Here is a 25741-nt window from a genome sequence, read left to right on the forward strand (position 1 = left end):
CGCAATATAAAAAAATCTTCGCTTAAAACTCAAACTTCAATTGTACTGAAACACTTTTTTGTGGCAAATCGGTTTTGGTTTTTTCTTCGTTGTTTAGGTTGTGGATGGAAATTCCTAATAATCTTACGGAGTTTCTTAGGCGTTCTTGGTAGAGTAAATCTTTGGCAACATCTAAAATGATGTTTTTGTCGCTTACGAAATAAGGTAAAGTTTTGCTTCTGGTTTGTAAGGTGAAATCGGAGTATTTTATTTTTAGGGTGATGGTTTTCCCGGAGATTTTGCTTTTTTGAAGGCGTTTTTCTAGTTCTTTGGCTATGCTTTGTAAACGTTCTTCCATGAAAATTTCGGAAGATAAGTTTTCTCCAAAAGTACGTTCCGCTCCTACGGATTTTATCTTACGATTTGGTTTTACTGCGCTGTTGTGAATGCCACGACAAATTTGGTAATAATGAAAACCGCTGTTGCCAAAGTGCTTCTCTAAATACTCTAACGGTTTTTGCTTTAAATCGTAACCCGTGAAAATACCCAGTTGATACATTTTTTCTGCAGTAACTTTTCCAACACCATAGAATTTTTTAATATCTAATTTTTCTAAAAACGCTTCTACTTCATCTGGATTTACCGTTTTTTGTCCGTTTGGTTTGTTGTAATCGGAAGCGATTTTTGCTACAAATTTATTTACAGAAATTCCTGCGGAAGCGGTGAGTCCAACTTCTTCAAAAATACGTTTTCTGATTTCTTGTGCAATTAATGTGGCACTGGGATTGCCTTTTTTGTTTTCGGTAACGTCTAAATAGGCTTCATCGAGCGATAATGGTTCGATTAAATCGGTGTAATCATGGAATATTTTTCTGATTTTCTTTGAAATTTCTTTGTACCGATCAAATCTTGGTCGCACAAAAATCAAATCGGGACACAATTTCTTCGCTTGAATGCCGCTAATCGCACTTCGAACACCAAATTTTCTAGCTTCATAACTTGCTGCTGAAACCACACCACGAACTTCACTTCCGCCAACAGCCAAAGGCTTTCCTTTCAGCTCTGGATTATCCATTTGCTCTACCGATGCATAAAACGCATCCATGTCTACGTGAATTATTTTTCGGTAGTGCTCACTCATAACTTATTCAGTAGGAAAAAAGAAACTCATTGGTTTTCTAAAGAAATGTTGTTTTATCGAAGTAATAATTGGGCGTAACTCTGCCAACGGAATATTGCGCGAACGAAACGCCAATCCAAGCGATAAACTAAAACTTACAATAAAATTCACAAAACCAATAATTCCGATACCTAAAACGCCCCAAAACAACATCACATTATTCACCATATAATCGGCACCGTAAATAGCTAAGGCTAAGTTTCCACTGGCAAAAGTGATGTGTCTAATGTCTAAATTCAATCCTAAAAATAATCCAACCGAAGCCGTACTTCCTAAGAAAACTCCGAACCAAAAATTGGAAATAATTCCGGCCCAATAGCGTTCGTACCACTTCGAAATTTTTTCGGCTTTTACTTTTCCAAAATTTAACTTTAACAATGGATGTTCTTTAATTCGATAATACACATCAAAATGCTTATCACGATTCGCAATACTTCCAGAAATAATTCCTGACAAGAACAAGAAAAATCCAGCAATAGCGGCATGAAAAATCGCCATAGAATGTATCGGACTTAAATCAGTTATTAATTTTTCCCATTTTGTTTCGGCAATGTTGTAATTAAAACCTATATCGATAAGCCAAATTCCTAACAAAGCTATAGGGAACGCCATCACTACATTTCCAACAAAGGCAATAAATTGAGAGCGAAACAATCGAGCAAATAAAATAGCGAAACTTTTGTGTTTTTCTCCATCCCCATTGGCTTGCTTTTTTAAACCATCTTCTAGAGCGCTTATTAAAGCCGCAGCGGTCATGGCAGGTTGTTTGGTTGCTAACGTAAATCCTAAAAGATAAATCGCAATAAATCCAAACGAATAATTCATACTGTAATAAAAAGCATGACCAAAATGAGAAGTTTCTACTTTAGACAATAACAATTTGATAATACATAACATTCCTACAATTAAACCGCCGCCAAGTGCTGCATACAACATTTTGAAATATTCGGTTTTAGATTCCGTTATGTAATGTTCTCCTGTTTTTGCAGTATGCTGTGTAATTTCATAGGAAAGCAATTGCGTACTTTCGGCAAACAATTTTCTTACATTCGTTTTTAAACAATTGTATTTAATTAGTTTAATAGCTAACTCAATTGATTTTGATTTCTTTTCTTCTGGTTTATCAACTACTAAAAGTGGAATTAAAACACCTATGCGATACAATTGTTGTTTTATACACAATAGGTTTTGGTTTACACGCAACGAAATTCCGTATTTAGAGGTGTTTTGAAAAGCTTTCTCCACAAAATCATTACATTGTTTATGCAATAACAATAATTGCTTGTAATTGATGTCAGATGAAGTTGTATAAAATTCCGCTTCTTTTGTACGAATTGTATTTTCTATTGTGAACAATTCTTTTTCAAATGCCGCAAACGGACTTTCTAAACCTGAATATTCGGGCACCATTTTTATAACCTCTGTTTCTAATGCTTTTCCACTAGTACGTTGCGATAACATATTAATCGCTTGCATTACTTCATACAAAGGCGTATTTTCAGAAACTGATTCATAAATAGTGTTGAATTGAAATAAATCGAAAAGTGTTTCTAATTCTGCCTTCGGAATCTTATTAATCCAAATAGGATCAGAATCCAAATAAAAAATCTGGTTTAACACATACTGTAACGTGTCTTTTGGTGCTTGATAAGGAAGAATTTTGGCAAAAATGCGTTTTTTAATTTCGTAGAAAAAATCGATGTCTTGTAAAATTCCAGCATCGGTTAATATAGTATCAAAATTTTTATTTTCTAAAACAGTGTGCAAATAGGCTACAAAATTTATTCTTTCAACTTCGTTATTCGTAAAAAATTCGATTAAAGGAAGAATGCTCAAACGAGTAATTTTTTTTGGCTGATTTGGACGAATAGCATTTACCAACTGAACCAATATATCAATATCGTTCTCTTCGTTTTTCCAAAGTTGCAATTCATTAAAATATTTTCTAATGATACTGCTTGGCGTAACACTGTTTTTTCTTCGTAGCATATTATAGATTATGGTCTAATATGGGTAAAGATACGAATTGAATGGATTTTTTCGTAATTTAGAAGCCTAAATAAATATTAAATTTTGACAGAAATAGAGCGCAAATTTTTAGTTACGGCAACTGATTTTATTTCCGAAAGTACAGCTCAGTTTAGAATTGTACAAGGTTATTTGAATTCAAACCCAGAGCGAACAGTTAGAGTAAGAATCAAAGGAAATAAAGGTTTTTTAACAATAAAAGGAAAAGGAAACGAATCAGGCCTGAGTCGTTTTGAATGGGAAAAAGAAATTGCTCTTTTTGAAGCGGAAGCATTGTTATCCCTTTGTGAAAAAGGTGTTATTGATAAAATTCGCTACGAAGTTCCTATGGGGTATCACACCTATGAAGTAGATGTTTTTTCTGGCGAAAATGATGGTTTAATTGTTGCCGAAATCGAATTACAATCGGAAAACGATTCTTTTGAAAAACCCAATTGGCTAGGTGAAGAAGTTACTGCTGACGAACGTTACTACAATGCTTATTTAAGTATCAAACCTTATAAATCTTGGTAAAATGAAAACACTTTTTGGAATACTAATACTAATTGTATTGTTTGCTTGTGGTTCAAACACTGTAATTTATCCTGACAAACCGAAAACAAATCACGAAACTTTTAGTTATAAAGAAGGAGACACGACTTATGTGATGCAGAAATATTTCTTAGTCATGTTAAAAAAAGGACCGAATCGCGAACATTCTAAAGAAGAAGCGGCCGAAATTCAGAAGAAACACATGGAACATATCAATTGGTTAGCGAAAATAAATAAAATTAGTATCGCAGGTCCGTCTGATAAACATGAAACTATTTCAGGATTTTTACTTTTCAATACCGAAACTTTGAAAGAAGCGGATAGCTTAGCGAATCTTGATCCAGCGGTAAAAGCAGGTAGATTGATTGTAGAAACGGTACCTTGGTGGGCTTCTAAAGGTAGTAAACTGAAATAATTATTCTACAATTTCTAAACTTACTCGTAAAGGTGAACGTCCGTTGTTGTGGGAAATGTCTAAAAATGGTCGTTTTGCCATGTCAATTTCTCTTTTTCTAGTATGCGGACCTCTATCGTTTATGGTTACAATAACACTTTTGTTGTTTGCCAAATTGGTCACTTTTACTTTAGTACCAAATTTTAGTGTTTTGTGAGCTGCAGTATATTTTTTATTGCTAAAAACCTGACCACTTGCAGTTCTTCTTCCGTTTAACTTATCAGAATAATGCGAAGCTTCAACGTTTTTCTTGTATAATTTGGTTTTTAAATTGGCTATAGAATCGGCTACTCGAATTGAGTCTGATTTTTTTATCGAATCTAAAACTTGAAGGGAATCTTTTTTCTTAACGGTATCATATAAAGAAGCTTTTCTAACGAAACCTGAATTTGTTCCATTAGAAAAGCTTACTAATGCGGCAATAAGTACTACAAGAGATATTATTAGGATATTTTTCTTCATAATTTATTTGATTTTGTGACTTATTACCAAAGATTGTACCAATGACTAGTTGAACCAATTAGCCCATGGAAGTCTCGATAAAATTAATACTAAACCTAAGGTATAGAAAACGGCAATCTTTTTGAATTTTCCGTTGTTGCTTTCTTCTTTTTTATGTTTTGACCATCCGATTGTGATTAACACTAAAGCGATAATATTAATTAATGGATGTTCTAAAGATGTTAAACGAATGGCTTTATCGCTCATATTACCTAATTGAGCTAGACCCATTGGAGAAACAAAATACAAAATCAAACCTACTAACAATTGAATGTGGCAGATGATTAATGTGAATAAAGACAAACGTAAATCTTTATCAGTGAATAATTTTTTAGAAGTTAATCCAAAAATGGCATTAATTGAAGCTAATACTAAAAGCCCTAAAGCTGCATAAGCTAAGATAGAGTGAACGGATTGAATAGTTTCGTACATACCTAATTTTTTAAAAGTGAATTACAAATATAGGAAATTAAAAAACCTCTTACTCAAAAAAATGAATAAGAGGTTTTTATATAAGGTATTTTAAAAAACTTATCTTAAATAGGCTTTTAATAAAAACGAGGTAGAACTATCGTGATTTTTTACTTCTTTTGATTCAATTTCATCTAAGATAGAATTCGCTAATTGTTTCCCTAATTCTACACCCCATTGATCATAACTAAAGATATTCCAAATGATACCTTGCACAAAAATCTTGTGTTCGTACATGGCCACTAAAGCCCCCAAAGCTTCTGGAGTTAATTTATTGATTAAAATCGTATTCGTTGGTTTATTACCCGAAAACACTTTAAAAGGCAATAGAAAATCGGCTTTTTCACCTGTAATTCCTTGTTTCTCGAACTCTGCTTTTACTTGCAATTCGGTTTTACCCATTAGTAAAGCCTCGGTTTGAGCAAAGAAATTCGACATTAACTTATCGTGATGGTCTTTGTTTCCGTAAAGCGATTCTTTAAATCCAATGAAATCTGTCGGAATTAATTTAGTTCCTTGATGAATCAATTGGAAAAAAGCGTGTTGAGAATTCGTTCCTGGTTCGCCCCAAATGATGGTTCCCGTTTGATAATTTACTGGTTTTCCGTCTCTGCCAATGCTTTTACCGTTACTTTCCATGATACCTTGCTGCAAGTATGGCGCTAACTTTTGTAAATATTGCGTGTACGGAATTAAAGCTTCGCTTTCCGCACCAAAAAAGTTATTGTACCAAATGCTCAGTAAAGCTAAAATTACTGGAATATTTTTATCGAAAGATTCGTTTTTGAAATGGTCGTCCATTTCGTTGGCACCTTTCAATAATTTATCGAAGTTATCAAATCCAACAGCTAAACTTATAGATAAACCAACAGCGCTCCATAAAGAAAAACGGCCTCCAACCCAATCCCACATTGGAAAAACGTTATCAGGATTAATTCCGAATTCGGTTACTTTTTGAATATTGGTTGACACTGCTACAAAATGCTTCGCTACATCGTCTTTTGAAGCCGATTGTAAAAACCAACTTCTGATAGTTTCAGCATTAGATAAGGTTTCTTGTGTAGTAAAGGTTTTAGAAACTACTACAAATAAAGTTGTTTCTGGATTTAATTTCTTGATTACTTCATTAACGTGATCGCCATCTACATTGGAAACAAAATGAACGTTTAAATGATTTTTGTAGAATTGCAACGCTTCTACAATCATTGCTGGACCCAAATCAGAACCACCAATTCCAATATTTACGATATCGGTAAATGGTTTTCCTGTGAATCCTTTTTTGTTGCCCGAAATAACTTCGTTTGAGAAGTTTTTGATTTTATTTTTTACCGAATACACTTCTGGCATTACATTAACGCCATCGACCAAAACATTGGCTGATTCTTTAGCACGTAAAGCGGTGTGTAAAACGGCTCTGTTTTCGGTTTGATTGATTACATCACCTTGAAAATACCTTGAAATCGCTTCTTTTAATTCAACTTCCTTTGCTAAATTTAATAATAAATCGAGCGTTTCTTGATTGATGATATTTTTAGAATAATCCACTAAAAAATCATTCCATTGAATGTGAAATTTTTGTGCTCTATTAGTATCGGAAGCAAACATTTCTTTCATAGAAATGGCTTGCATTTTTTCAAAGTGTGATTGTATTTTTTGCCAAGCGGCAGTTTGTGATGGATTAATTTTTGGTAATGCCATTATTCTTTAAATTTTACTGCTGTTATACTATCCAATTCTTTCTTTAAAGGGGCAATATGAGCTAAATATTTTTTCTTATGCGATTCGTTCATAGGTTCTGTATTGGGCAATTTTAATCTTAATGGATCTACTTGAACGCCATTTTTCCAGAAACGATAGCAAACATGAGGGCCGGTTGCCAAACCTGTACTTCCTACTTTTCCAATAACTTGTCCTTGTGAAACACTTTGTCCATTTCGAACCAAAATTTTAGACATGTGTAAATATTGAGTAGAATAAGTTGAACTGTGTCGAACTTTTACAAAATTTCCATTTCCAGCAGTATAACCTGTTCTTTCTACAACACCAGAAGCAGTGGTTTTAATTGGTGTTCCATGAGGTGCAGCATAATCGGTTCCGTTATGAGCTTTCCAAGTCATTTGAACTGGATGAAAACGACGTCCTGAAAACTTAGAAGAAATTCTGAAATAATCTAACGGAGCCTTCAAAAACATACTTTTTAATCCTTTTCCATTTTCATCATAATAATCCGCATGCTTTTGATTTTCAGATAATTTGTAAGGAAAAGCAAAGATTTTTTTTCCCTTATGCTCAAAATATGAAGCTTCAATGCTTTCTACTCCTACATAAATAGAGTCTTCTATATAGCGTTCGTTTATCGTAACCGCAAATTTATCTCCTTTTTGAATTTTAAAGAAATCGACTGTATAGGCATAAATATTAGCTAAATTGTTAGCTAAACCTGCACTAACTCCAGCATTACTCAATGTTTCGGATAACGAACCATGAATTTCGGCTGCCACAACTCTTCTTTTTATTGTAGTAGGCTTTTTTTTGTTGAAAACTGCAATAGAATCTCTAAAATCGACCACAGTATAGCTTATTCTATCTTCGATATAAACTAAAGCTTGTAGCGTGTTAGGCTTTTTTTTATCGAGAAACATAATATAAGGTTTCCCTGCTTTAATTCTTTTAACATTGAATGAGTCTTTTACTTTTTCGGTAATATCATGTACTCGCAAACTGTCTTTTAGAGGATATTTTTCTAAAATTTTACCAAAAGTATCGCCAGAACGAATGGTGTCTCTAACCACTTGATAGTCGTTAAAGGTAAATCCGTATTCTTTAATAATAGGTTCTTTTTTTACTACTGCTTTTTTTGCATTTTCTTTTTCTTCTTTAGAATTACAAGCCGTAAAAAAAGTAACAAATAAAAGGGCTGCTACTAGATATTTCAATGTTTTTTGTTTTTTGCGCAAGGCGGTTATTCTCCCCAGTTATCTAATTCTTCTTTCGTCCATAATTCAGGGAAGAATATTCTTTTTTGGTATTTTGGTAACATATATTTTTTCCAATCACTTCCACCGGTTGCTTCGTGATTTCCTGGAACACTTTCAATATATTTTTTTGCTGCATTAAAATGTCCCATCACCCAAGTAATATTTACCGTTTTGTCATAATGACGCATTGCAGCTACTAATTCTGGATTTTGTTGATCTGCTTCTGGTAATTGTTTGAATTTTCTCCACAAGTTGATGGTGTTATATTCTTCCATCCAATCTAAGAACATTTTTTTGTATTTTCTTTCAAATTCTAAAATTAGATACGATTTTTCTCCTGTGTGATAATCCTTTCCTGCTGCTTGCCAATACAAATGTTCGAATGCGTGTTCATATGGTGTATTTCTGTCAATTGTTGCTCTAAAACGATTATCAATCAAATTGATTAAATCGGTTGAACTGAATTCAATTAAACGATACTGTGCCGATTGAAATCCGCTGGCAGGTGTTAGTGTATTTCGGAACTTTAGATATTGCTCAGGCTCCATTCCGTCTTTCATAATATCAAAAGAAGTAGTTAGCATATCGAAATAACGACTAATTCTTCCTAATTTTTCAGTAAAATAAGCCGTTGAAGGTTTTTCGTTATGACACAATTGGTTCATTTCCCAAAGAATCATTTTAAACAACAATTCATTTACTTGATGATACATCACAAACACCATTTCGTCTGGCAAAGTAGTGCGTTGTGTTTGAAGACTCAAAAGCGCATCGGTTTGGATATAATCCCAATATGTGATGGGTTTAGCCCAAAGTAACCCTTCTAAATGAGTGGATGTGTTTTGGTTTATTGCTTCAAATTTATCATGAAGTTGATTTAATTGTTCCTGAATTTTAGGAGTTATTTCCATTATTGATCTACTTTAACTTTGAATGAATTTTTTAATCCTTTAAAAGCATCTAAATCGGCCTTTAACGAACCTACTGCTAAACTTGCTTTTAAACGGATTGGAATTTTATTGTCATCATCTGATATCCAAACGGTTAAGCTTTCTTCTTCTTTGAATACTCTACCTGCCTGAACATAGGGTCTGAAAACCATACATGAAACTTTTCCAAATTTAGTTTTTATATCTTCTCTACCAATAAATTTTAACTTAAACTTTGTGGTTTCATCATCAAAAAACATATCAATTGCAATGAATTCACCCACTTTTAATTTATCAATTTTTGGATGATTTCGTAAGTAGTAAAATGAAGACACAATATCTTGCACTTCTTCTGGAACAGAAAATGTTTTTTCGGTTTTATGCTTGTAATCTTTAACTAAAACGGTATTCTTGTCTTGATTAAAAAAGCCTTCTTGATTTTTAGTGTATCCACCTTCATCAATTTTTCTCACAAATTGATATGGTTTTCCTGTTTGTTTATCAAAATAACTTTCGTAATTATCATCTACACCAAAGAAGAACTTGGTCATACCCACGGTCCAACCTTTACCTACTACATGATGTACTTTTTTATTGTTTTTAACTGCCTCTTTTATTTCTAAAGTTGCGTATCCTGCATTTACAATTCCGTAATGGATTCTAAGCTTGAACCATTCACCAGTAGTATATGCATCTTCTTGAACTACAAATGAGTTTGTAGTAATAAAAAGAACTATAAGAAGAACTATTTTTTTCATGGTAAATTCATTTTTAGAAATGAAAATGCAATTTTCGTTCCAAAAATACTAAAACAAAAAAACCCAGTCAAAAATATGACTGAGTTTTTATGCTATTAACCAACCAAAAAACTATAAATTATGAAAATTTATTACAATTCAAGGCAAACTACCTCCTTGTTTTGCGAGTGCAAAGGTATATATGTTTTTGAATTATTCTCAATTAAAATTCAACTTTAACATTTTTTTATCAAAAATCACACCTCTACAATGTTGTAATTTGGTAAATTGTTAATATTTTTAAGTTTTTATAGCGTACCTCGCAATTCTTGTTCGCGCTCAATTGACTCAAAAAGGGCTTTAAAGTTACCTGCGCCGAATCCACGAGCACCCATTCTTTGAATAATTTCGAAGAAAAGCGTTGGACGATCTTCAACTGGCTTCGTAAAAATTTGTAATAAGTAACCTTCATCATCAGCATCAATCATAATACCTAATTTTTGAAGTTCATTAATATCTTCTTTAAATTTAGACATATGATCTTTTAATCTTTCAGGAATTGCATCATAATATGCTTGAGGTGGTGTGCTTAAAAATTCAATTCCTCTTGCACGCATTTCTGCAACCGTTGAAATAATATCGTCTGTTGCTACTGCAATGTGCTGTACTCCTTCATCTTCATAAAAATCTAAATATTCTTCAATTTGAGAACGCTTTTTGCCGTGAGCAGGTTCGTTGATAGGGAATTTAATTCTTCCGTTACCATTTGACATTACTTTAGACATTAAAGCGGAATATTCTGTAGTAATTTGTTTATCATCAAAAGAAAGGAAATTTACGAATCCCATAACATCTTCAAACCATTTTACAGCCTCATTCATTCTATTCCAACCCGTATTACCCACCATATGATCGATATATTTTAATCCCACTGGTGTTGGGTTATAATCTGATTTCCATTCGCTATATCCAGGTAAAAAGATTCCGTTATAATTTTTACGTTCTACGAAAATAAAAACGGTTTCACCATATGCTCCATAAATACCTGCACGAACTACTTCACCATTTTCATCTTTTTCAACTACTGGTTCAAAATATGGTTTTGCTCCACGTTTAGTTGTTTCAGCAAAAGAATGACGCGCATCTTCTACCCAAAGCGCAATAACTTTAACACCATCGCCGTGTTTTTTTACGTGCTCTCCAATTGGTGAATTACTATTTAAAGCTGTTGTTAATACCAAACGGATTTTGTCTTGTTTTAAAACATAAGAAGCTCTGTCTTTAACTCCTGTTTCTAACCCTGCATAAGCTAAAGATTGGAACCCAAAAGCGGTTTTGTAAAAATGAGCTGCTTGTTTTGCATTTCCAACATATAACTCAACATAATCTGTTCCTAATAAAGGTAAGAAGTCTTGTGCTCCTTCAAAGATTTTTTCTAATCCGTATTCAACTGATTTTATTTCTTGTGCCATAATTCTTTAAATTTTAATTTTCCTTTTTTATAGAATCTACAAATGTGGTATCTATATAAATGGAATCGTTACTATAATTTTCTTCAATTTCTTCATCCAAATAAATGGAATCTTTAATTTCTTGATTTCTTATTTGTTCTATTTTATTTTTAAAAAGATCGGAAAGACTTAATTGATAAAAAACCACCGCAAACACTACAATAATAAAATATATCGTAGACAAAATAGTTGTAATCAAACAAATAATTTTTCCAACATATACATTTTGTTGACTTTGATGTGAATAAACTGTTGGATTTGCCTCATATTCTTTAAGACTTTTTATTGAAAGGACTAATCCTACAACTCCTAAAATCAACGAAACAAATACAACTAATCCACAACAAAACCCTAAGATCATAATTACAAAAGCAATTATTCCAAGTATTAATGCAGTAGGATCGGCCGATAATTTATTATAATTCATTTACTCTAACCAAGATTGATAATACGTATCATCAGCAATACCCATAGCGTCTTCTGTTACCATTAAAGGTTTAAAAGTATCTACCATAACAGCTAATTCTAACGTTTCTTTTTTACCAATACTTCTTTCTGCTGCTCCTGGGTGTGGTCCATGAGGGATTCCAGCAGGATGCAAGGAAATGTTTCCTGGTTTTACATCATTTCTGCTCATGAAATCGCCATCAACATAATACAATACCTCATCGGCATCTATATTACTATGATTGTATGGTGCAGGAATTGATAATGGATGATAATCGTATAACCTTGGTACAAACGAACAAATTACGAAGGCATTTGTTTCAAAAGTTTGGTGAATTGGTGGTGGTAAATGAATTCTGCCTGTAATAGGTTCAAAATCATGAATTGAAAAAGCATATGGATAATTAAATCCATCGTATCCAATTACATCAAACGGATGAGAAGCGTATACCAATTCGAAAATTTCGTCTTTTTTCTTTACTTTAATTACGAAATCGCCTTTTTCGTTATAGGTTTCTAGTTCCTCAGGGCGACGAATATCTCTCTCGCAAAATGGAGAATGTTCTAATAGCTGTCCAAACCAGTTTCTGTATTGTTTTGGAGTGTAAACTGGTGAATGTGATTCCACAATAAACAAGCGATTGTCTTCTGTATCAAAATCAATTTTGTAAATCATACCACGAGGAATTACTAAGTAATCGCCATATTTGAAATCTAAATTTCCTAACATGGTTCTTAATTTTCCTGTTCCTTTGTGAATGAAAATTACTTCATCTGAATCGGTGTTTTTATAAAAATAATCGGTTGTAGATTTTCTTGGTGCAGCCAAAACGATATGGCAATCCGAATTTGTTAAAACAATTTTTCTACTTTCTAAAAAATCATCTTGTGGTGCAATATCAAATCCTCTTAATTTATAAGATTGAATATTATTTGACTTCGCAATTTTTGGCGCAACACTGTATTGTCTTCTGATTTCTTTGACCTGAGTTGGTCGTTGCTCATGATATGAATTGGTTGACATACCGTCAAAACCAACTGTTCCAAATAATTGCTCATAATACAGATCTCCGTTTGGCTTACGGAATTGTATATGACGTTTATGAGGGATTTTCCCTAACTTGTGATATATTGGCATTTCTTTAAGTTTAAAAAGTTATAAATTTAAAAGCTTTAAATAGGTTTTTAAAACTTTTTAATTAAATCAAAAAGAAGTTGTACTCACTCAGGATTTCTCTTAATGAGGAACTTTAAATGCGAAAGTAAGCCGGTCCAATTTTTCATCATCACAAATATCGTAATTTTTTTTTAAAACCAAAATCCTACTGAGAACCAAGTGTAATGATCTCTAGTTTCTGGCGACCATGAATGTTTAATTTCTACTGGACCAATTACTGTTTCCATTCCGTAACCCACTGAATAACCTGAATAATTTGGTTTTACTAACCAAGTGTCTATAGTGTCAAAAATTTTGTTTCCTACATTAGCAAAGTTAGCAATAAAATTGAAATGATGTTTCTTAAAAAACTCATAATCTGCTGTAAGTGATAATTTTACATAACTATCTCCTGCAATACTCAAAAAATCATAACCAAAAAATGGCTTTATATTATTCACTTGTTGAAAACCATAACCTCCTAAAATAAAGTCGAAATAAGGAACGCTTCTTTCACCAATCTCAAAACCACCTTCCGATTGCAACTTGAAAGTCATGTTTTTAAAAACAGGTTGCGCAAAGCTAAAATCTCCTTTTGCAATGGAAAATCGTTCAAAATTGTTTTTATAATCAGATGAATATCCATAATAACGTATTTCAGAATTAAAGTTCCATCCTGTTTTAGGGAAATATTTCTTATCAAATGAATCATATTTTACAAATCCAAAAAAAGAGAGATAATTGCTATTTTCAAACACCGGACTTGTATTTTGTAGCGTTTCTGAAACTAATCGTAGATATTTCAACTCCAAACCACCACCGATAGAAAATTTTTGGGCAAAAATCGTTTGTAAATAGGCCTGATTACTTAAATCGGTAAAATTTACATTAATAGCACTTAGACCTGTATTAGATGTTAAATCTCCTGTGATATTGCTGTTTATATTTCTATTAAAGGCTGTCAACTTGGAATTAAAACCAAAACTCCAATAAAAACCATTATCAATATAGTAATCAAAATTATAGCGAAAGTTATCTCCTAAAATCACATCTATAGAAGCAACATCGTTTTTTACCAATAATTTCTTCTTTGTGTAATTTAACAAAATACCACTTTTGAACAAATCATCATAATGCAATCCAAATTTTAAAAAAGTACTAGTTTCTTTTTCTTTTAAATGAAGCTCCAATTTATGACCATCTTGTATTTGTTCGAAAGAATAATAGATACTACTAAAGTTTTGGGTAGCGTTTAAATTTAAAATCCCTTTTTGAAGTTGTTTATTTGAGATTTTAGTGTTTCTCTTAAAATTTAATTTTCCAATTATATAAGCTCGAGTGTAATTGTCAAGTTTATTAAAAACAATATCTTTAATTAAAATGGAATCTTGTACCACAACTTTATTTGTGTTTGGATGATTCGGATTTCCATAAAGTGTTAACTGTTTTACAAACTCTAAAGCTTTCTCTTTTCCTTTACTGATAATTTCTTGTCCTTTATCAAAAGCTACAACACTATATCCTTTGATTTCAGGTTTAATATAGATATTGGTGGCTTTTTGCTTTCCTTCCATTTTTTCAATCATGGAAAAATTATTAATTTGAGCTAAAACCGAGGTAACTCCTTTAAGTTCATCTCTACTTTTTAATCCATCCTGAACATCTACTCCGATTACAACATCTATGCCTCTTGCTTTTAATTCTTCGATAGGATAATTGTCTACAACGCCGCCATCAATTAAAACCCTACCATTTATTTCAACAGGACTATAAAGAGTAGGCAAAGCACCGCTTGCAATCATGCTATGAGCCAAAACACCTGAATCTAAAACCACTTTTTCTCCCGTTTCTGCATCTGTAGCAATACATAAAAACGGAATGGGTAAATTTTTAAAATCTCTAACACAACTCACATGTTGTGTTAACGAAGAAATCAAATTAAAATTATAAAGTCCTTTAGACAATCCAGAGGGCAATCCTAATTTAAATTTATTGAAAGGAAGCGTTAAAGCATAAATTTCATCATTTCGTTTTTCGTAAAAAGATTTCGCTTCTCTTGGAGTGTAATCTTGAAGCAAGGCATCAACATCGACATTAGAAAAGATAGAATCTAATTGCTCGGCATTATAACCTGAAGCATACAATCCGCCAACGATTGCACCCATACTAGTGCCAGCAATGTAATCTACTTTTATACCAAGCGAATCGATTACTTTAAGCACACCAATATGCGCCAATCCTTTAGCACCACCACCACTAAGTACAAGTCCTACTTTTGGTCGTGGATTTTCTTGTCCTAAGCTGATTTGGGTAAAAAATAGTAGGCTTACAAACAAGATTAGTTTTTTCATTTCTGTTAAAGGGTATTGTTCTTGTAAAAGTCGTAAATTTTTTTGGCTTTTGAAACACCTATAACCTCAGAAATTGCTTTTTCGTCGGCATTTTGCAATCTTTTAACACTTTTGAAATGTTTCATTAATGTAATCATCGTTTTTTCGCCAATTCCTGGAATACTTTCTAAGCTATTGGTTAAAGCCGATTTACTTCTTTTATCGCGATGATGGGTAATTCCAAATCGGTGTGCTTCGTTTCGCAAATGTTGTATAACTTTTAGTGTTTCTGATTTTTTATCTAAATATAGTGGAGCTGAATCGCCTGGATAAAACAATTCTTCTAAGCGTTTTGCAATTCCGATTATTGCTATTTTTCCTCGTAAACCTAAATCATCCAAACTTTTTAAAGCCGAAGACAACTGTCCTTTTCCACCATCAATAATAATTAATTGTGGTAAGGATTGATTTTCATCTAACATACGTTTGTATCTTCGGTAAACAACTTCTTCCATTGAAGCGAAATCATTTGGACCTTCAACCGTTTTGATATTAAAATGACGGTAATCTTTCTTGCTCGGTTTACCATCTTTAAATACCACACAAGCCGATACCGGATTCGTTCCTTGAATATTCGAATTATCAAAACACTCGATATGTCGTGGCTCAACTGATAAACGCAAATCTTTTTGCATTTGTGCCATGATACGATTGGTGTGGCGTTCTGGATCAACGATTTGGATTTGCTTTAATTGGTCTAATCGATAATATTTAGCATTACGTTCTGATAAATCTAAAATTTGCTTTTTATCTCCCAATTGCGGCACCGTAACTTTGATATTTTCGCCTAAATCAATTGGAAAAGGAACTACAATTTCTCGCGCATTCAAATGAAAACGTTCGCGTAATTCTACAACCGCTAATTCTAATAATTCTTCATTAGTTTCGTCTAATTTTTTCTTTAATTCCAACGTATGCGAACGCACAATGGCTCCGTGAGAAATTTGTAAAAAATTCACATACGCCATGGTTTCATCTGAAATAATCGAAAACACATCCAAATTGGTGATTTTCGGATTTAAAACCGTTGAACGCGATTGATAATTTTCTAAAATCTCGATTTTTTCTTTGATTTTTTGCGCTTCTTCAAACTTCATTTCCATCGCTAAATCGGTCATTAATTTTTTGAAATCTTTCAAACTTTCTTTGAAATTTCCCTTTAAAATTTGACGAATTTTTTCAATCTGACTTTGATAATGTTCCAAAGATTCATAGCTTTCACACGGTCCTTTGCAATTGCCAATATGATATTCCAAACATACTTTGAATTTTCCTGAATCAATATTTGCTTTTGACAAATCGTAGTTACAAGTTCGCAATGGATACAATTCTTTAATCAAATCCAAAATGGTGTGAACGGTTTTAAAACTCGTATAAGGGCCAAAATATTCCGAACCATCTTTTATCATTTTTCGAGTGGAAAATATTCTAGGAAATCGTTCGTTTTTGATGCAAATCCAAGGATAGGTTTTGTCATCACGAAGCAAAACATTATAGCGAGGTTGGAGCTTTTTTATTAAGTTGTTTTCCAACAATAACGCATCGGTTTCCGTTGGAACAACAATGTGCTTTATCGTAACTATCTTCTTAACTAAAACCGATGTTTTATAATTATCGTGATTCTTAGTAAAATACGACTGAACGCGTTTTTTTAAGTTTTTCGCTTTCCCAACATATAGAATTTTCCCTTCCTTATCATAATACTGATACACACCCGGATTATCGGGCAAGGTTTGGATTTGAAGTTCTAATGGTGTTTGCATTTTATTGAAAGATGATAGAACAAAGATAAGAGATTTGTTTTTGAATTCTTGAAGTTTTTAACCACAAAGGCACAAAGAAGCCACCAAGAGCACAAAGATTTTTTCAATTTCTCAAATTTCTTAAATCTGTGTTCTCAAATGACAATTGTTTTTGTATTTTTAACACTTTAGATTTTAAAAATGACAGCCTCAAAACCACTTGTAATCCTTAAAGAAACCATTTTAGCGGGCGAAAGCAAAACCATTAACATGGAAATTGCCAAGTTGCACACCATGAATAAATTGAAAATTCCAATAATTGTGGAACGTTCAAAACTTGATGGTCCAACGGTTTTATTTACCGCTTGTTTACATGGCGATGAAATCAACGGAACTGAAATTGTACGCCAGTTAATTGTTCAAAAAATCAACAAACCAAAACGCGGAACAATAATATGCATTCCGATTATCAATATTTTTGGATTCATCAATAAAACACGTGAATTTCCAGATGGTCGCGATTTGAATCGGGTTTTTCCTGGAAGTAAAACAGGTTCTTTGGCTAGTCGTTTTGCGTATTATATTTTAAAAGATATTATTCCACACGTGGATTATGCGATTGATTTTCATGCAGGTGGTGCCAGTCGATTTAATGCTCCTCAAATTAGAATAGTACCAGAAAATCCAGAACTCAAAGAACTTTCCGATGTTTTCAATGCGCCTTTTACCTTGTATTCGAAGAATATTTCGGGTTCGTTTCGAAATTCTTGCGATAAATTAGGCGTTAAAATGTTACTTTTTGAAGGCGGAAAATCATTGGATATCAATGAAGAAGTTACCAAAGATGCTATTGAAGGCACTAAGCGTTTTTTAGATCATTTAGACATGCTAAACCCTAGAAAAAAAGCCAATATTAAATCGAAAAAACCTATTTATATTGAAAAATCGAATTGGGTAAGGGCGAAATATTCAGGCATGTTTCATGGTTTGGTGAAAATTGGTAGTTTTATAAAAAAAGGAGAACTAATCGCTACTATTTCCGACCCATACGGAAAAGTCGAACACAAAATGAAAGCGCCTCATGATGGCTATGTCATCAATGTAAACGATGCGCCGATTGTATATCAAGGTGATGCTATTTTTCACGTTTCAACGCATTTAGAATCGGAAAGCTAACAATTATCATGTTTTTATTGGATTAGTACCTGTAAATTCGCCAAAATTTTTAGGTATGAACTTCTGGAAAAAACTAACACACGAAGAAAGAAAAGCCCGTATTGAAAAGGCTTTACACGATAATGTTAACTTCTCAAAAGATGCATCTTTAGGTTATCCAGCATCTAAATTAGATAGTCGCGTTTTTTATGATGATGCGCCATTTTTGAAAGATGCCCCAACGCTTCAAACCTATGTTGCCAATCCAAATAACATTGGTTGTCATACTTTTGGAACTTCTGAAAAAGCGTTTTATGGCACACAAGAAATTGAACGCGAAGTTTTAAACGTAATTGCTGTTGATATTTTTAAAGCCAAAGAAAACGAATTCGACGGTTACATTGCTCCTGGTGGAACCGAAGCGAATATTCAAGCCATTTGGGTTTTTAGAAATGAATTCATGCATAAATTCGATGCAAAATTAGAAGAAATCGCCATTTTAGCTTCGGAAGACACACATTATTCCATTCCAAAAGCTTCTAATTTATTGCAAATCGATTGGTTGAAAATTCCTGTTGGGTTTGAAAACCGTGAAATTGATGCAGTTGCTTTAGATAACATCATTTTAGAAGCGAAAAATAAAGGTAAAAAATACTTCATCTCCGTTGCTAATATGGGAACAACCATGTTTGGTTCGGTTGATAATCCAGATGTTTATACTTCGGCATTGGAAAAACATAATGTAACTTATCGTTTGCATATTGATGGTGCTTATGGTGGATTTGTATATCCGTTTAGCAATCAAAAATCGAATATCAATTTTAGTAATCCAAAAATTAGTTCGATTACCATTGATGCTCATAAAATGTTGCAAGCACCATACGGGACTGGAATTTTTGTTTGCCGAAAAGGCTTAATCGAAAACGTATTAACCAAAGAAGCCGAATACGTAGAAGGAATGGATTTAACGCTTTGCGGAAGTCGTTCTGGCGCGAATGCCGTTGCGGTTTGGATGATTTTATTTACTTATGGCGCTTATGGTTGGTTTGAAAAAGTGAGTATTTTACAAATGCGCACGCAATTTTTATGTCACGAATTAGATAAATTAAACATCAAATATTTCCGTGAACCGTTTATGAATATTGTAACAATTCATTCGGAATCGATTCCAGAAGAAATTGCTGAAAAGTATGATTTGGTACCCCAACAACACAACAAAAACAATAAATGGTACAAAATTGTGTTAATGGATCACGTAGAAGTAGAACATTTGACTAAATTTATAGACGAATTGAAAGCGTCTGTTAATGGATAAGAAAGAAGCAAGAAAAAAGAGTAAAGAAGCAAGAAAACAGCTTTCTCAAGAAGAAATAGAAGACAAAAGTTTGGCGATTGCGAACCAATTGTTGCGAATGAATATTTGGGACAAATTATATTATCATTTGTTTTTAACGATTGAAGAACAAAAAGAAATCAATACCGAATATATTCTGCAAATTTTAGCGGGAAAAGATAAAGAAATCGTTATTTCGAAGTGCGAGTTTGCCACTTTAGGAATGACGCATTTTTTATTAACGGATAATACTAAAATCAAAAAGAACAGTTACAACGTTCCAGAACCAGTTGATGGTTTAGAAGTACCTGATGCTAAAATTGATGTGGTTTTTGTACCGCTTTTAGCTTACGATAAGCAAGGAAATCGCGTGGGTTACGGAAAAGGTTTCTACGATAACTTTCTAAGCAAATGCAAACCCGAAACGATTAAAATTGGATTGTCGTTCTTTCCGCCAGAGGAAAAAATTGATGATGTTTCAGAAAATGATGTGAAATTGGATTTTTGTGTTACTGACTCACAAATTTTTGAGTTTTAATTTTTAGAACTATATTAGCTTAAATTTTACCTCAAAAGATATGAAAAAGCACATTTTAAAGAAATTTGTCTTAGGACTTTTTTCATTACTGGTTTTAATTGGTTTAGATAGTTGTCATGTACATCACGGACATGGTCATAAAAAATCGAAACCTTTACCTCCGGGACAAATGAAAAAAGTTACAGGATCTAAGAGTGCAAAACCTTATGCTCCTGGGCAAAAAAAGAAATAATAAAAAAGCCGAAAAATGTTTCTTTTATATATATATATATCAATAAAAAATCGGGTTTTTCATATTGAGATTACTCTTCAGCCGAAACTTCCTTCTTATCCGCATGAGCAAAAGCTCTTTTGTTAAATACAATCAAAATCCCAACACCCGTTGAAATCGCCACATCGGCTACATTGAAAATGGCATTGAAGAAAGTGAAGTGTTTGCCGCCCCAAATTGGCAACCAAGAAGGTAAATTTCCTTCCCAGATTGGAAAATAAAACATATCTACTACTTCTCCGTGAAACCAAGTACCGTAAGGTTGGTCCGAAAAAGCTGTGGCTACTTGATGATAACTATCGTTAAAAATGACTCCGTAAAAAACAGAATCGATAATATTTCCTAAAGCACCTGTAAAAATCAAAGCAATTGCTACAATTAAGTAATTAGAAGCTTTCTTTTTTACCGAATCCCATAACCACCAAGCAATTCCACCTACGGCTACGATTCGGAATAAAGTTAAGATTAATTTCCCATGTTCGCCTGGAATTTCTGCTCCCCAAGCCATACCTTCATTCTCTATAAAATGAATTTGAAACCAATCTAAACCCATTACTTTTATGGATTCTCCAATAAAAAAATGCGTTTTGATATAGATTTTTGAAATCTGATCGATTAATAAAATAGCAATGATTAATAAATAGGCTTTCTTTAACGACATGTTCAATTTTTTTGCAAAAATAGTGGAATTTATCAAATAAAAAACGCTCCAAACGGAGCGTTAGTGTAATTTTGTAAAAAGATTAACGTTGCAAGTTTTTTGCTTCAATACTCATAGTTGCATGAGGAACGATTTTTAATCTTTCTTTACTTATTAATTTGCCTGTAACTTTACAAATACCATAGGTTTTGTTCTCGATACGAATCAAGGCATTTTTTAAATCTCTAATGAATTTTTCTTGACGAATAGCTAATTGTGAATTGGCTTCTTTACTCATAGTTTCGCTACCTTCTTCAAATGCTTTAAACGTTGGTGATGTATCGTCAGTTCCGTTGTTTAAGTCATTCATATAGGCACTTTTTATAAGCTCTAAATCATTTTTAGCTTTTTCTAATTTCGCTTGAATTAACGCTTTGAATTCAGCCAAATCAGCGTCTGAATATCTAATTTGCTCCTCTACCATAATTTCAATGTTTTTTATAGTTAATAAGTCGATTAAAAGCTGTTCGCTTTTATTTTGAAATTAATATACTAGTTTTAATATCATCAAACTCAATTTCCGTACCATTTTCAAGGTTTTCTACAAAAATTAATGATTCGGTTAGTGTTTCTGACTTAATATACGATTCATTTGCTAAAACGGCTTCCTCAACTTGAGCATTTTTTTCCATTTTAACGGTAATCTTGTCGGTTACTTCAAAACCAGAATCTTTTCTGATATTTTGGATTCTGTTGATTAACTCTCTCGCAATCCCTTCTTTTCTTAATTCATCGGAAATCGTAATGTCTAATGCTACTGTAATTCCGTTTGAATTGGCTACTAACCAACCTGGGATATCTTGCGATGAAATTTCAACATCATCTTGTGATAAAGTTATACTTTTTCCCGCAATATCCATAACTAATTCGCCATCACGCTCTAATTTTGCAATTTGTTCTTGTCCAAAATTTTGTATCTCTTTGGAAATCAGCCCCATATCCTTGCCGAAACGTGGTCCCAATGTTTTAAAATTAGGCTTAATTTGCTTCACTAAAACACCCGAAGCATCGTCTAACAACTCCACTTCTTTCACGTTTACTTCCGCTTTAATTAGGTCAGAAACTGCCTCAATTTCAGCACGCTGATTGTCGTCAAGTACTGGAATCATTACCTTTTGCAACGGTTGACGCACCTTAATCATCTCCTTCTTACGAAGCGATAAAACTAGTGAAGAAACCGTTTGCGCTTTCATCATTTTACTTTCTAGTGATTTATCAACAAAGTTTTCAACCATTTTTGGAAACTCGGCCAAATGTACGCTTTCAAACGACTCAGAACCTGTAGCTTGTGTTAAATCTCTGTAAAGTTTGTCCATAAAGAATGGTGCAATTGGGGCAGAAAGTTTCGCCACCGTCACCAAACATGTATAAAGTGTTTGATAAGCTGCAATTTTATCTTGCGCATAATCGCCTTTCCAGAATCTTCTTCTGCACAAACGAACGTACCAGTTACTCAAGTTTTCTTGAACAAAATCAGAAATAGCACGAGCAGCTTTTGTTGGTTCGTAATCCGCGTACGCTTCATCTACCAATTGAATTAACGTATGTAATTCCGATAAAATCCAACGGTCGATTTCTGGTCTTTCGTTTAGTGGCACTTCGACTTCGTTATATTTGAAACCATCAATATTCGCATATAAAGCAAAGAACGAGTACGTATTATAAAGTGTGCCAAAGAATTTTCTTCTTACCTCAGCCACACCTTCGATATCAAATTTTAAGTTGTCCCAAGGATTTGCATTGGAAATCATGTACCAACGTGTAGCATCTGGACCATATTCTGCCAAAGTGGTGAAAGGGTCAACAGCATTTCCTAAACGCTTCGACATTTTTTGTCCGTTTTTGTCTAAAACTAATCCGTTTGAAACTACGTTTTTATAAGCAACTTTATCAAAAACTAAGGTTCCGATAGCGTGTAACGTATAGAACCAACCACGAGTTTGGTCAACACCTTCCGCAATAAAATCTGCTGGGAAAGCTTTATTTTCATCGATTAAGTCTTTATTTTCAAATGGATAATGCCATTGTGCGTAAGGCATCGCACCTGAATCAAACCAAACGTCAATTAAATCCGTTTCGCGTTTCATTGGTTTTCCAGAAGCCGAAACTAAAACGATATTATCTACGATATTTTTGTGTAAATCCACTAAATCGTAATTCGTTTCGTCCATATTTCCAATTTGGAACCCATTGTATGGATTTTCCGTCATGAAACAAGCTGCAACCGCTTTTTCAATTTCTTTGTACAATTCCTCTACTGAACCAACGCAGATTTCTTCGGTTTTATCTTCACTTCTCCAAATTGGTAAAGGGATTCCCCAATATCTTGAACGTGATAAGTTCCAGTCATTCGCATTTTTCAACCAATTTCCGAAACGACCTTCTCCTGTAGCTTTTGGTTTCCAGTTGATGGTTTCGTTTAAGTCGAACATTCTATCTTTGATTTCGGTTACTTTGATAAACCAAGAATCTAATGGATAATATAAAATTGGTTTGTCGGTTCTCCAACAATGTGGATAACTGTGTACATATTTTTCAACCTTGAAGGCTTTATTTTCTTCTTTTAAACGAATAGCGATTTCAACATCTACTGATTTTTCAGGCGCTTCGCCTTCATTATAATATTCGTTTTTAACGTATTTTCCTGACAAATCACCTAATCCAGCAACAAATTTTCCTTGCAAATCAACCAATGGTACAGGATTTCCATTTTCATCTAAAACCAACATTGGTGGTACTTCTGGAGTAGCTTCTTTGGCAACTTTAGCATCATCTGCTCCGAATGTAGGTGCAGTGTGAACAATTCCAGTACCATCTTCCGTAGTTACGAAATCTCCAGAAATTACTCTAAATGCATTTTCTGGATTTTGATATGGTAAAGCTAATGGTAATAATTGTTCGTAACGAATTCCAACTAAATCAGCGCCTTTTGCTTCGGTTAAAATTTGATATGGAATCTTTTTATCTTCTGATTTATAATTGGCAAAATCTGCATCAGATTCCGCAACAAAATACTTTCCACCGAATTGTTTTCCAACTAAAGGTTTAGCTAAAACAACATTGATTGGTTCAAAAGTATACTGATTGAACGTTTTTACTAAAACATAATCGATTTTTGGACCAACAGTTAGCGCTGTATTTGATGGTAGCGTCCAAGGCGTTGTTGTCCAAGCCAAGAAATGAACCGTTCCAAAACCTTGTAAAAAACTTGGTAACGTTTCGTCTTTTGCTTTAAACTGCGCTACAATCGTTGTATCCGTAACATCACGATATGAACCTGGTTGGTTCACTTCGTGCGAAGACAAACCTGTTCCCGCTTTTGGAGAATAGGGTTGGATTGTGTAACCTTTGTATAGTAAATCTTTATTGTAAATTTGTTTTAGTAACCACCAAACCGTTTCCATGTATTTGGATTTGTACGTCACATAAGGGTCTTCCATATCAACCCAATATCCCATTTTTTCAGTTAGGTCGTTCCATACGTCGGTGTAACGCATAACTGTTCTTTTACACGCTTCGTTGTATTCTGTTACCGAAATTGTTTTTCCGATGTCTTCTTTAGTGATGCCTAATTCTTTTTCGGTACCTAATTCTACAGGCAAACCGTGTGTATCCCAACCTGCTTTACGCTTAACTTGGTAGCCTTTTTGAGTTTTGTAACGACAAAAAATATCTTTAATCGTACGCGCCATTACGTGGTGAATACCAGGCAAACCATTTGCAGATGGCGGCCCTTCAAAAAACACGTAAGGTGTAGCTCCTTCGCGAGAAGTTACCGATTGTTCAAAGATGTTGTTTTTTTTCCAAAAATCAAGAACTTCTGATGCTACTGTTGGCAAGTCAAGTCCTTTGTATTCAGTAAATTTTGTACTCATTTTGTCGCTTTCTTAAATCAATTTGCGAAAGTAATGAATTTTAATAAAAGAGAATAGAAAATAGATAAAAGAGAATAGACTTTTATCGAAAATTTAGAAAGAAAGATGATTTTTTATTATTTTATGAAAATACTTCCTTTAAAACTTCCAAGGATTTAGGTTTTTTGAAGCCTTCAAGATGTAAAGTGTAGAAATCTAAGAGGATTTTTAGTAAAATTTGACGTTCTATTCCAGCAAATATTTTTTGATTGGAATCAAATTTTAGCTCCAGCAATCGTTTGAACAATTGTGTTTCATGAGCTGAAAGCGTATTTACCGATTGAAACGAGGTAAAAAAACCTTCTTTCACATCGAAAAAGTCGAAATCTATTTCGGAAATATCAGGATAAAAACCTAGGAATTTGGTCATTTCCATCATTAAAATTAGGTGGAAATTTGCCGCTTCTTCATGTGCGTCTAACCAAAGTAAAGCGGTTTCTAAAAACGAAAAAAGATTTTCATTTTTCTCTTCTTCGTGAATGCTATGATGCAGAATTTCGGACAGAAAAATTACTATGGTACTTTTAACAATATCTGTATTTATCGAATGAAAATTATGAGCTAATTTAATTTCTTTGAAGTGTTCGAGCGTACCTTTATTTTTGTGATTCGCTTCAATTTCAATAATCGTTAAGGGCTGAAAATAGGCAATTTTTTGATTGGTTTTTTTATTGGAATATGCATTTGGCACGAAGTAACTTTTCAAACCATCGGATTGCGTGAAACACTTAACAATCAAGCTTTTTTCTTGATATTTTAATGCCGAAATTACGATGGCTTTAGTTTTGACTAGCAT

23 protein-coding genes are annotated in these 25741 nt (G+C 33.3%); 6 read left to right on the forward strand and 17 right to left on the reverse strand.

Annotated features, from left to right (window positions below; translation table 11 throughout):
* Positions 1 to 22: 22 nt before the first annotated feature.
* A complete protein-coding gene (gene dinB / locus V7P59_RS00330) occupies positions 23 to 1120 on the reverse strand; it encodes a DNA polymerase IV (RefSeq protein WP_333807562.1) in 1098 nt (365 codons plus the stop codon).
* 3 nt (positions 1121 to 1123) lie between these two features.
* A complete protein-coding gene (locus V7P59_RS00335) occupies positions 1124 to 3148 on the reverse strand; it encodes a recombinase (RefSeq protein WP_333807564.1) in 2025 nt (674 codons plus the stop codon).
* An 84-nt stretch (positions 3149 to 3232) separates the two neighbouring features.
* Between V7P59_RS00335 and V7P59_RS00340 the strand changes: the two genes are divergently transcribed.
* Together V7P59_RS00340 and V7P59_RS00345 are read left to right on the forward strand one after the other, a co-directional pair.
* Positions 3233 to 3700 (forward strand): CYTH domain-containing protein, encoded by a 468-nt coding sequence (locus tag V7P59_RS00340; protein WP_333807565.1) that lies wholly within the window; start codon positions 3233 to 3235, stop codon positions 3698 to 3700.
* A gap of 1 nt (position 3701) precedes the next feature.
* Positions 3702 to 4133 carry a YciI family protein gene (locus V7P59_RS00345; RefSeq protein WP_333807567.1) on the forward strand — a complete coding sequence of 144 codons (432 nt, stop codon included), beginning with the start codon at positions 3702 to 3704 and terminating at the stop codon, positions 4131 to 4133.
* Here V7P59_RS00345 and V7P59_RS00350 read toward each other — a convergent pair whose 3' ends face one another.
* The 11 genes from V7P59_RS00350 to uvrC form a co-directional block, all read right to left on the reverse strand.
* Positions 4134 to 4634: a septal ring lytic transglycosylase RlpA family protein gene (locus V7P59_RS00350; RefSeq protein ID WP_333807568.1), complete on the reverse strand. Its 501-nt coding sequence runs from the start codon at positions 4632 to 4634 to the stop codon at positions 4134 to 4136.
* Between the two features lie 45 nt (positions 4635 to 4679).
* Complete coding sequence (locus V7P59_RS00355) at positions 4680 to 5105, reverse strand: hypothetical protein (protein ID WP_333807569.1); 426 nt, start codon at positions 5103 to 5105, stop codon at positions 4680 to 4682.
* A gap of 99 nt (positions 5106 to 5204) precedes the next feature.
* Positions 5205 to 6842 carry a glucose-6-phosphate isomerase gene (pgi, locus tag V7P59_RS00360; RefSeq protein WP_333807571.1) on the reverse strand — a complete coding sequence of 546 codons (1638 nt, stop codon included), beginning with the start codon at positions 6840 to 6842 and terminating at the stop codon, positions 5205 to 5207.
* Positions 6842 to 8080 carry a M23 family metallopeptidase gene (locus V7P59_RS00365; protein WP_333807572.1) on the reverse strand — a complete coding sequence of 413 codons (1239 nt, stop codon included), beginning with the start codon at positions 8078 to 8080 and terminating at the stop codon, positions 6842 to 6844. The genes pgi and V7P59_RS00365 overlap by 1 nt, the downstream gene beginning before the upstream one ends.
* Before the next feature lie 26 nt (positions 8081 to 8106).
* Positions 8107 to 9033: a tryptophan 2,3-dioxygenase family protein gene (locus V7P59_RS00370; protein ID WP_333807573.1), complete on the reverse strand. Its 927-nt coding sequence runs from the start codon at positions 9031 to 9033 to the stop codon at positions 8107 to 8109.
* Positions 9033 to 9809: a DUF3108 domain-containing protein gene (locus V7P59_RS00375; RefSeq protein WP_333807574.1), complete on the reverse strand. Its 777-nt coding sequence runs from the start codon at positions 9807 to 9809 to the stop codon at positions 9033 to 9035. Before V7P59_RS00375 ends, V7P59_RS00370 begins: the two co-directional genes overlap by 1 nt.
* A 287-nt stretch (positions 9810 to 10096) precedes the next feature.
* Positions 10097 to 11260, reverse strand: a complete 1164-nt coding sequence (gene hppD, locus V7P59_RS00380; protein WP_333807575.1) for a 4-hydroxyphenylpyruvate dioxygenase — start codon at positions 11258 to 11260, stop codon at positions 10097 to 10099.
* Between the two features lie 13 nt (positions 11261 to 11273).
* On the reverse strand, positions 11274 to 11726 hold the full coding sequence (locus tag V7P59_RS00385; RefSeq protein ID WP_333807577.1) for a CCC motif membrane protein: 453 nt from the start codon (positions 11724 to 11726) through the stop codon (positions 11274 to 11276).
* Entirely contained in the window at positions 11727 to 12884 is a 1158-nt protein-coding gene (locus V7P59_RS00390; protein ID WP_333807579.1) for a homogentisate 1,2-dioxygenase, read from the reverse strand.
* A 170-nt stretch (positions 12885 to 13054) separates the two neighbouring features.
* Positions 13055 to 15253: a patatin-like phospholipase family protein gene (locus tag V7P59_RS00395; protein WP_333807582.1), complete on the reverse strand. Its 2199-nt coding sequence runs from the start codon at positions 15251 to 15253 to the stop codon at positions 13055 to 13057.
* Positions 15254 to 15258: 5 nt separating this feature from the next.
* The gene (gene uvrC, locus V7P59_RS00400; protein ID WP_333807583.1) at positions 15259 to 17055 is read right to left on the reverse strand and encodes an excinuclease ABC subunit UvrC; all 1797 of its coding nucleotides are present in this window, start codon (positions 17053 to 17055) and stop codon (positions 15259 to 15261) included.
* 180 nt (positions 17056 to 17235) lie between these two features.
* Here uvrC and V7P59_RS00405 point away from each other — a divergent pair, with 180 nt between their 5' ends.
* Genes V7P59_RS00405 through V7P59_RS00420 form a run of 4 tightly spaced genes read left to right on the forward strand, consistent with a single transcriptional unit; the run spans position 17236 to position 20292 of the window.
* Positions 17236 to 18210 (forward strand): succinylglutamate desuccinylase/aspartoacylase family protein, encoded by a 975-nt coding sequence (locus tag V7P59_RS00405; protein WP_333807585.1) that lies wholly within the window; start codon positions 17236 to 17238, stop codon positions 18208 to 18210.
* Between the two features lie 55 nt (positions 18211 to 18265).
* Positions 18266 to 19504 (forward strand): pyridoxal-dependent decarboxylase, encoded by a 1239-nt coding sequence (locus V7P59_RS00410; RefSeq protein WP_333807587.1) that lies wholly within the window; start codon positions 18266 to 18268, stop codon positions 19502 to 19504.
* Entirely contained in the window at positions 19497 to 20060 is a 564-nt protein-coding gene (locus tag V7P59_RS00415; RefSeq protein ID WP_333807588.1) for a 5-formyltetrahydrofolate cyclo-ligase, read from the forward strand. The genes V7P59_RS00410 and V7P59_RS00415 overlap by 8 nt, the downstream gene beginning before the upstream one ends.
* Positions 20061 to 20100: 40 nt before the next feature.
* Complete coding sequence (locus V7P59_RS00420) at positions 20101 to 20292, forward strand: hypothetical protein (protein ID WP_333807589.1); 192 nt, start codon at positions 20101 to 20103, stop codon at positions 20290 to 20292.
* A 70-nt stretch (positions 20293 to 20362) separates the two neighbouring features.
* Here V7P59_RS00420 and V7P59_RS00425 read toward each other — a convergent pair whose 3' ends face one another.
* The 4 genes from V7P59_RS00425 to recO form a co-directional block, all read right to left on the reverse strand.
* Positions 20363 to 20992: a lipoprotein signal peptidase gene (locus tag V7P59_RS00425; protein ID WP_333807590.1), complete on the reverse strand. Its 630-nt coding sequence runs from the start codon at positions 20990 to 20992 to the stop codon at positions 20363 to 20365.
* A gap of 82 nt (positions 20993 to 21074) precedes the next feature.
* Positions 21075 to 21455, reverse strand: coding sequence for a TraR/DksA family transcriptional regulator (locus V7P59_RS00430; RefSeq protein WP_026725150.1), 381 nt, complete (start codon positions 21453 to 21455; stop codon positions 21075 to 21077).
* Between the two features lie 49 nt (positions 21456 to 21504).
* Entirely contained in the window at positions 21505 to 24906 is a 3402-nt protein-coding gene (ileS, locus tag V7P59_RS00435) for an isoleucine--tRNA ligase (RefSeq protein ID WP_333807594.1), read from the reverse strand.
* A gap of 121 nt (positions 24907 to 25027) precedes the next feature.
* The gene (recO, locus tag V7P59_RS00440) at positions 25028 to 25741 is read right to left on the reverse strand and encodes a DNA repair protein RecO (protein WP_333807595.1); all 714 of its coding nucleotides are present in this window, start codon (positions 25739 to 25741) and stop codon (positions 25028 to 25030) included.

This window comes from Flavobacterium sp. (assembly GCF_036782315.1).
Taxonomy (GTDB): Bacteria; Bacteroidota; Bacteroidia; order Flavobacteriales; family Flavobacteriaceae; genus Flavobacterium.

Excerpts from the sequence above, each read along its gene's own strand:
- V7P59_RS00375 (WP_333807574.1), bottom strand. The coding sequence starts at position 9,809 with ATGAAAAAAATAGTTCTTCTTATAGTTCTTTTTATTACTACAAACTCA.
- ileS (WP_333807594.1), bottom strand. The coding sequence starts at position 24,906 with ATGAGTACAAAATTTACTGAATACAAAGGACTTGACTTGCCAACAGTA.
- V7P59_RS00415 (WP_333807588.1), top strand. The coding sequence starts at position 19,497 with ATGGATAAGAAAGAAGCAAGAAAAAAGAGTAAAGAAGCAAGAAAACAG.
- V7P59_RS00430 (WP_026725150.1), bottom strand. The coding sequence starts at position 21,455 with ATGGTAGAGGAGCAAATTAGATATTCAGACGCTGATTTGGCTGAATTC.
- V7P59_RS00425 (WP_333807590.1), bottom strand. The coding sequence starts at position 20,992 with ATGTCGTTAAAGAAAGCCTATTTATTAATCATTGCTATTTTATTAATC.
- pgi (WP_333807571.1), bottom strand. The coding sequence starts at position 6,842 with ATGGCATTACCAAAAATTAATCCATCACAAACTGCCGCTTGGCAAAAA.
- V7P59_RS00370 (WP_333807573.1), bottom strand. The coding sequence starts at position 9,033 with ATGGAAATAACTCCTAAAATTCAGGAACAATTAAATCAACTTCATGAT.
- V7P59_RS00335 (WP_333807564.1), bottom strand. The coding sequence starts at position 3,148 with ATGCTACGAAGAAAAAACAGTGTTACGCCAAGCAGTATCATTAGAAAA.
- V7P59_RS00420 (WP_333807589.1), top strand. The coding sequence starts at position 20,101 with ATGAAAAAGCACATTTTAAAGAAATTTGTCTTAGGACTTTTTTCATTA.
- V7P59_RS00350 (WP_333807568.1), bottom strand. The coding sequence starts at position 4,634 with ATGAAGAAAAATATCCTAATAATATCTCTTGTAGTACTTATTGCCGCA.
- recO (WP_333807595.1), bottom strand. The coding sequence starts at position 25,741 with ATGCTAGTCAAAACTAAAGCCATCGTAATTTCGGCATTAAAATATCAA.
- V7P59_RS00405 (WP_333807585.1), top strand. The coding sequence starts at position 17,236 with ATGACAGCCTCAAAACCACTTGTAATCCTTAAAGAAACCATTTTAGCG.
- V7P59_RS00385 (WP_333807577.1), bottom strand. The coding sequence starts at position 11,726 with ATGAATTATAATAAATTATCGGCCGATCCTACTGCATTAATACTTGGA.
- uvrC (WP_333807583.1), bottom strand. The coding sequence starts at position 17,055 with ATGCAAACACCATTAGAACTTCAAATCCAAACCTTGCCCGATAATCCG.
- V7P59_RS00355 (WP_333807569.1), bottom strand. The coding sequence starts at position 5,105 with ATGTACGAAACTATTCAATCCGTTCACTCTATCTTAGCTTATGCAGCT.
- V7P59_RS00410 (WP_333807587.1), top strand. The coding sequence starts at position 18,266 with ATGAACTTCTGGAAAAAACTAACACACGAAGAAAGAAAAGCCCGTATT.
- hppD (WP_333807575.1), bottom strand. The coding sequence starts at position 11,260 with ATGGCACAAGAAATAAAATCAGTTGAATACGGATTAGAAAAAATCTTT.
- V7P59_RS00345 (WP_333807567.1), top strand. The coding sequence starts at position 3,702 with ATGAAAACACTTTTTGGAATACTAATACTAATTGTATTGTTTGCTTGT.
- V7P59_RS00390 (WP_333807579.1), bottom strand. The coding sequence starts at position 12,884 with ATGCCAATATATCACAAGTTAGGGAAAATCCCTCATAAACGTCATATA.
- dinB (WP_333807562.1), bottom strand. The coding sequence starts at position 1,120 with ATGAGTGAGCACTACCGAAAAATAATTCACGTAGACATGGATGCGTTT.
- V7P59_RS00395 (WP_333807582.1), bottom strand. The coding sequence starts at position 15,253 with ATGAAAAAACTAATCTTGTTTGTAAGCCTACTATTTTTTACCCAAATC.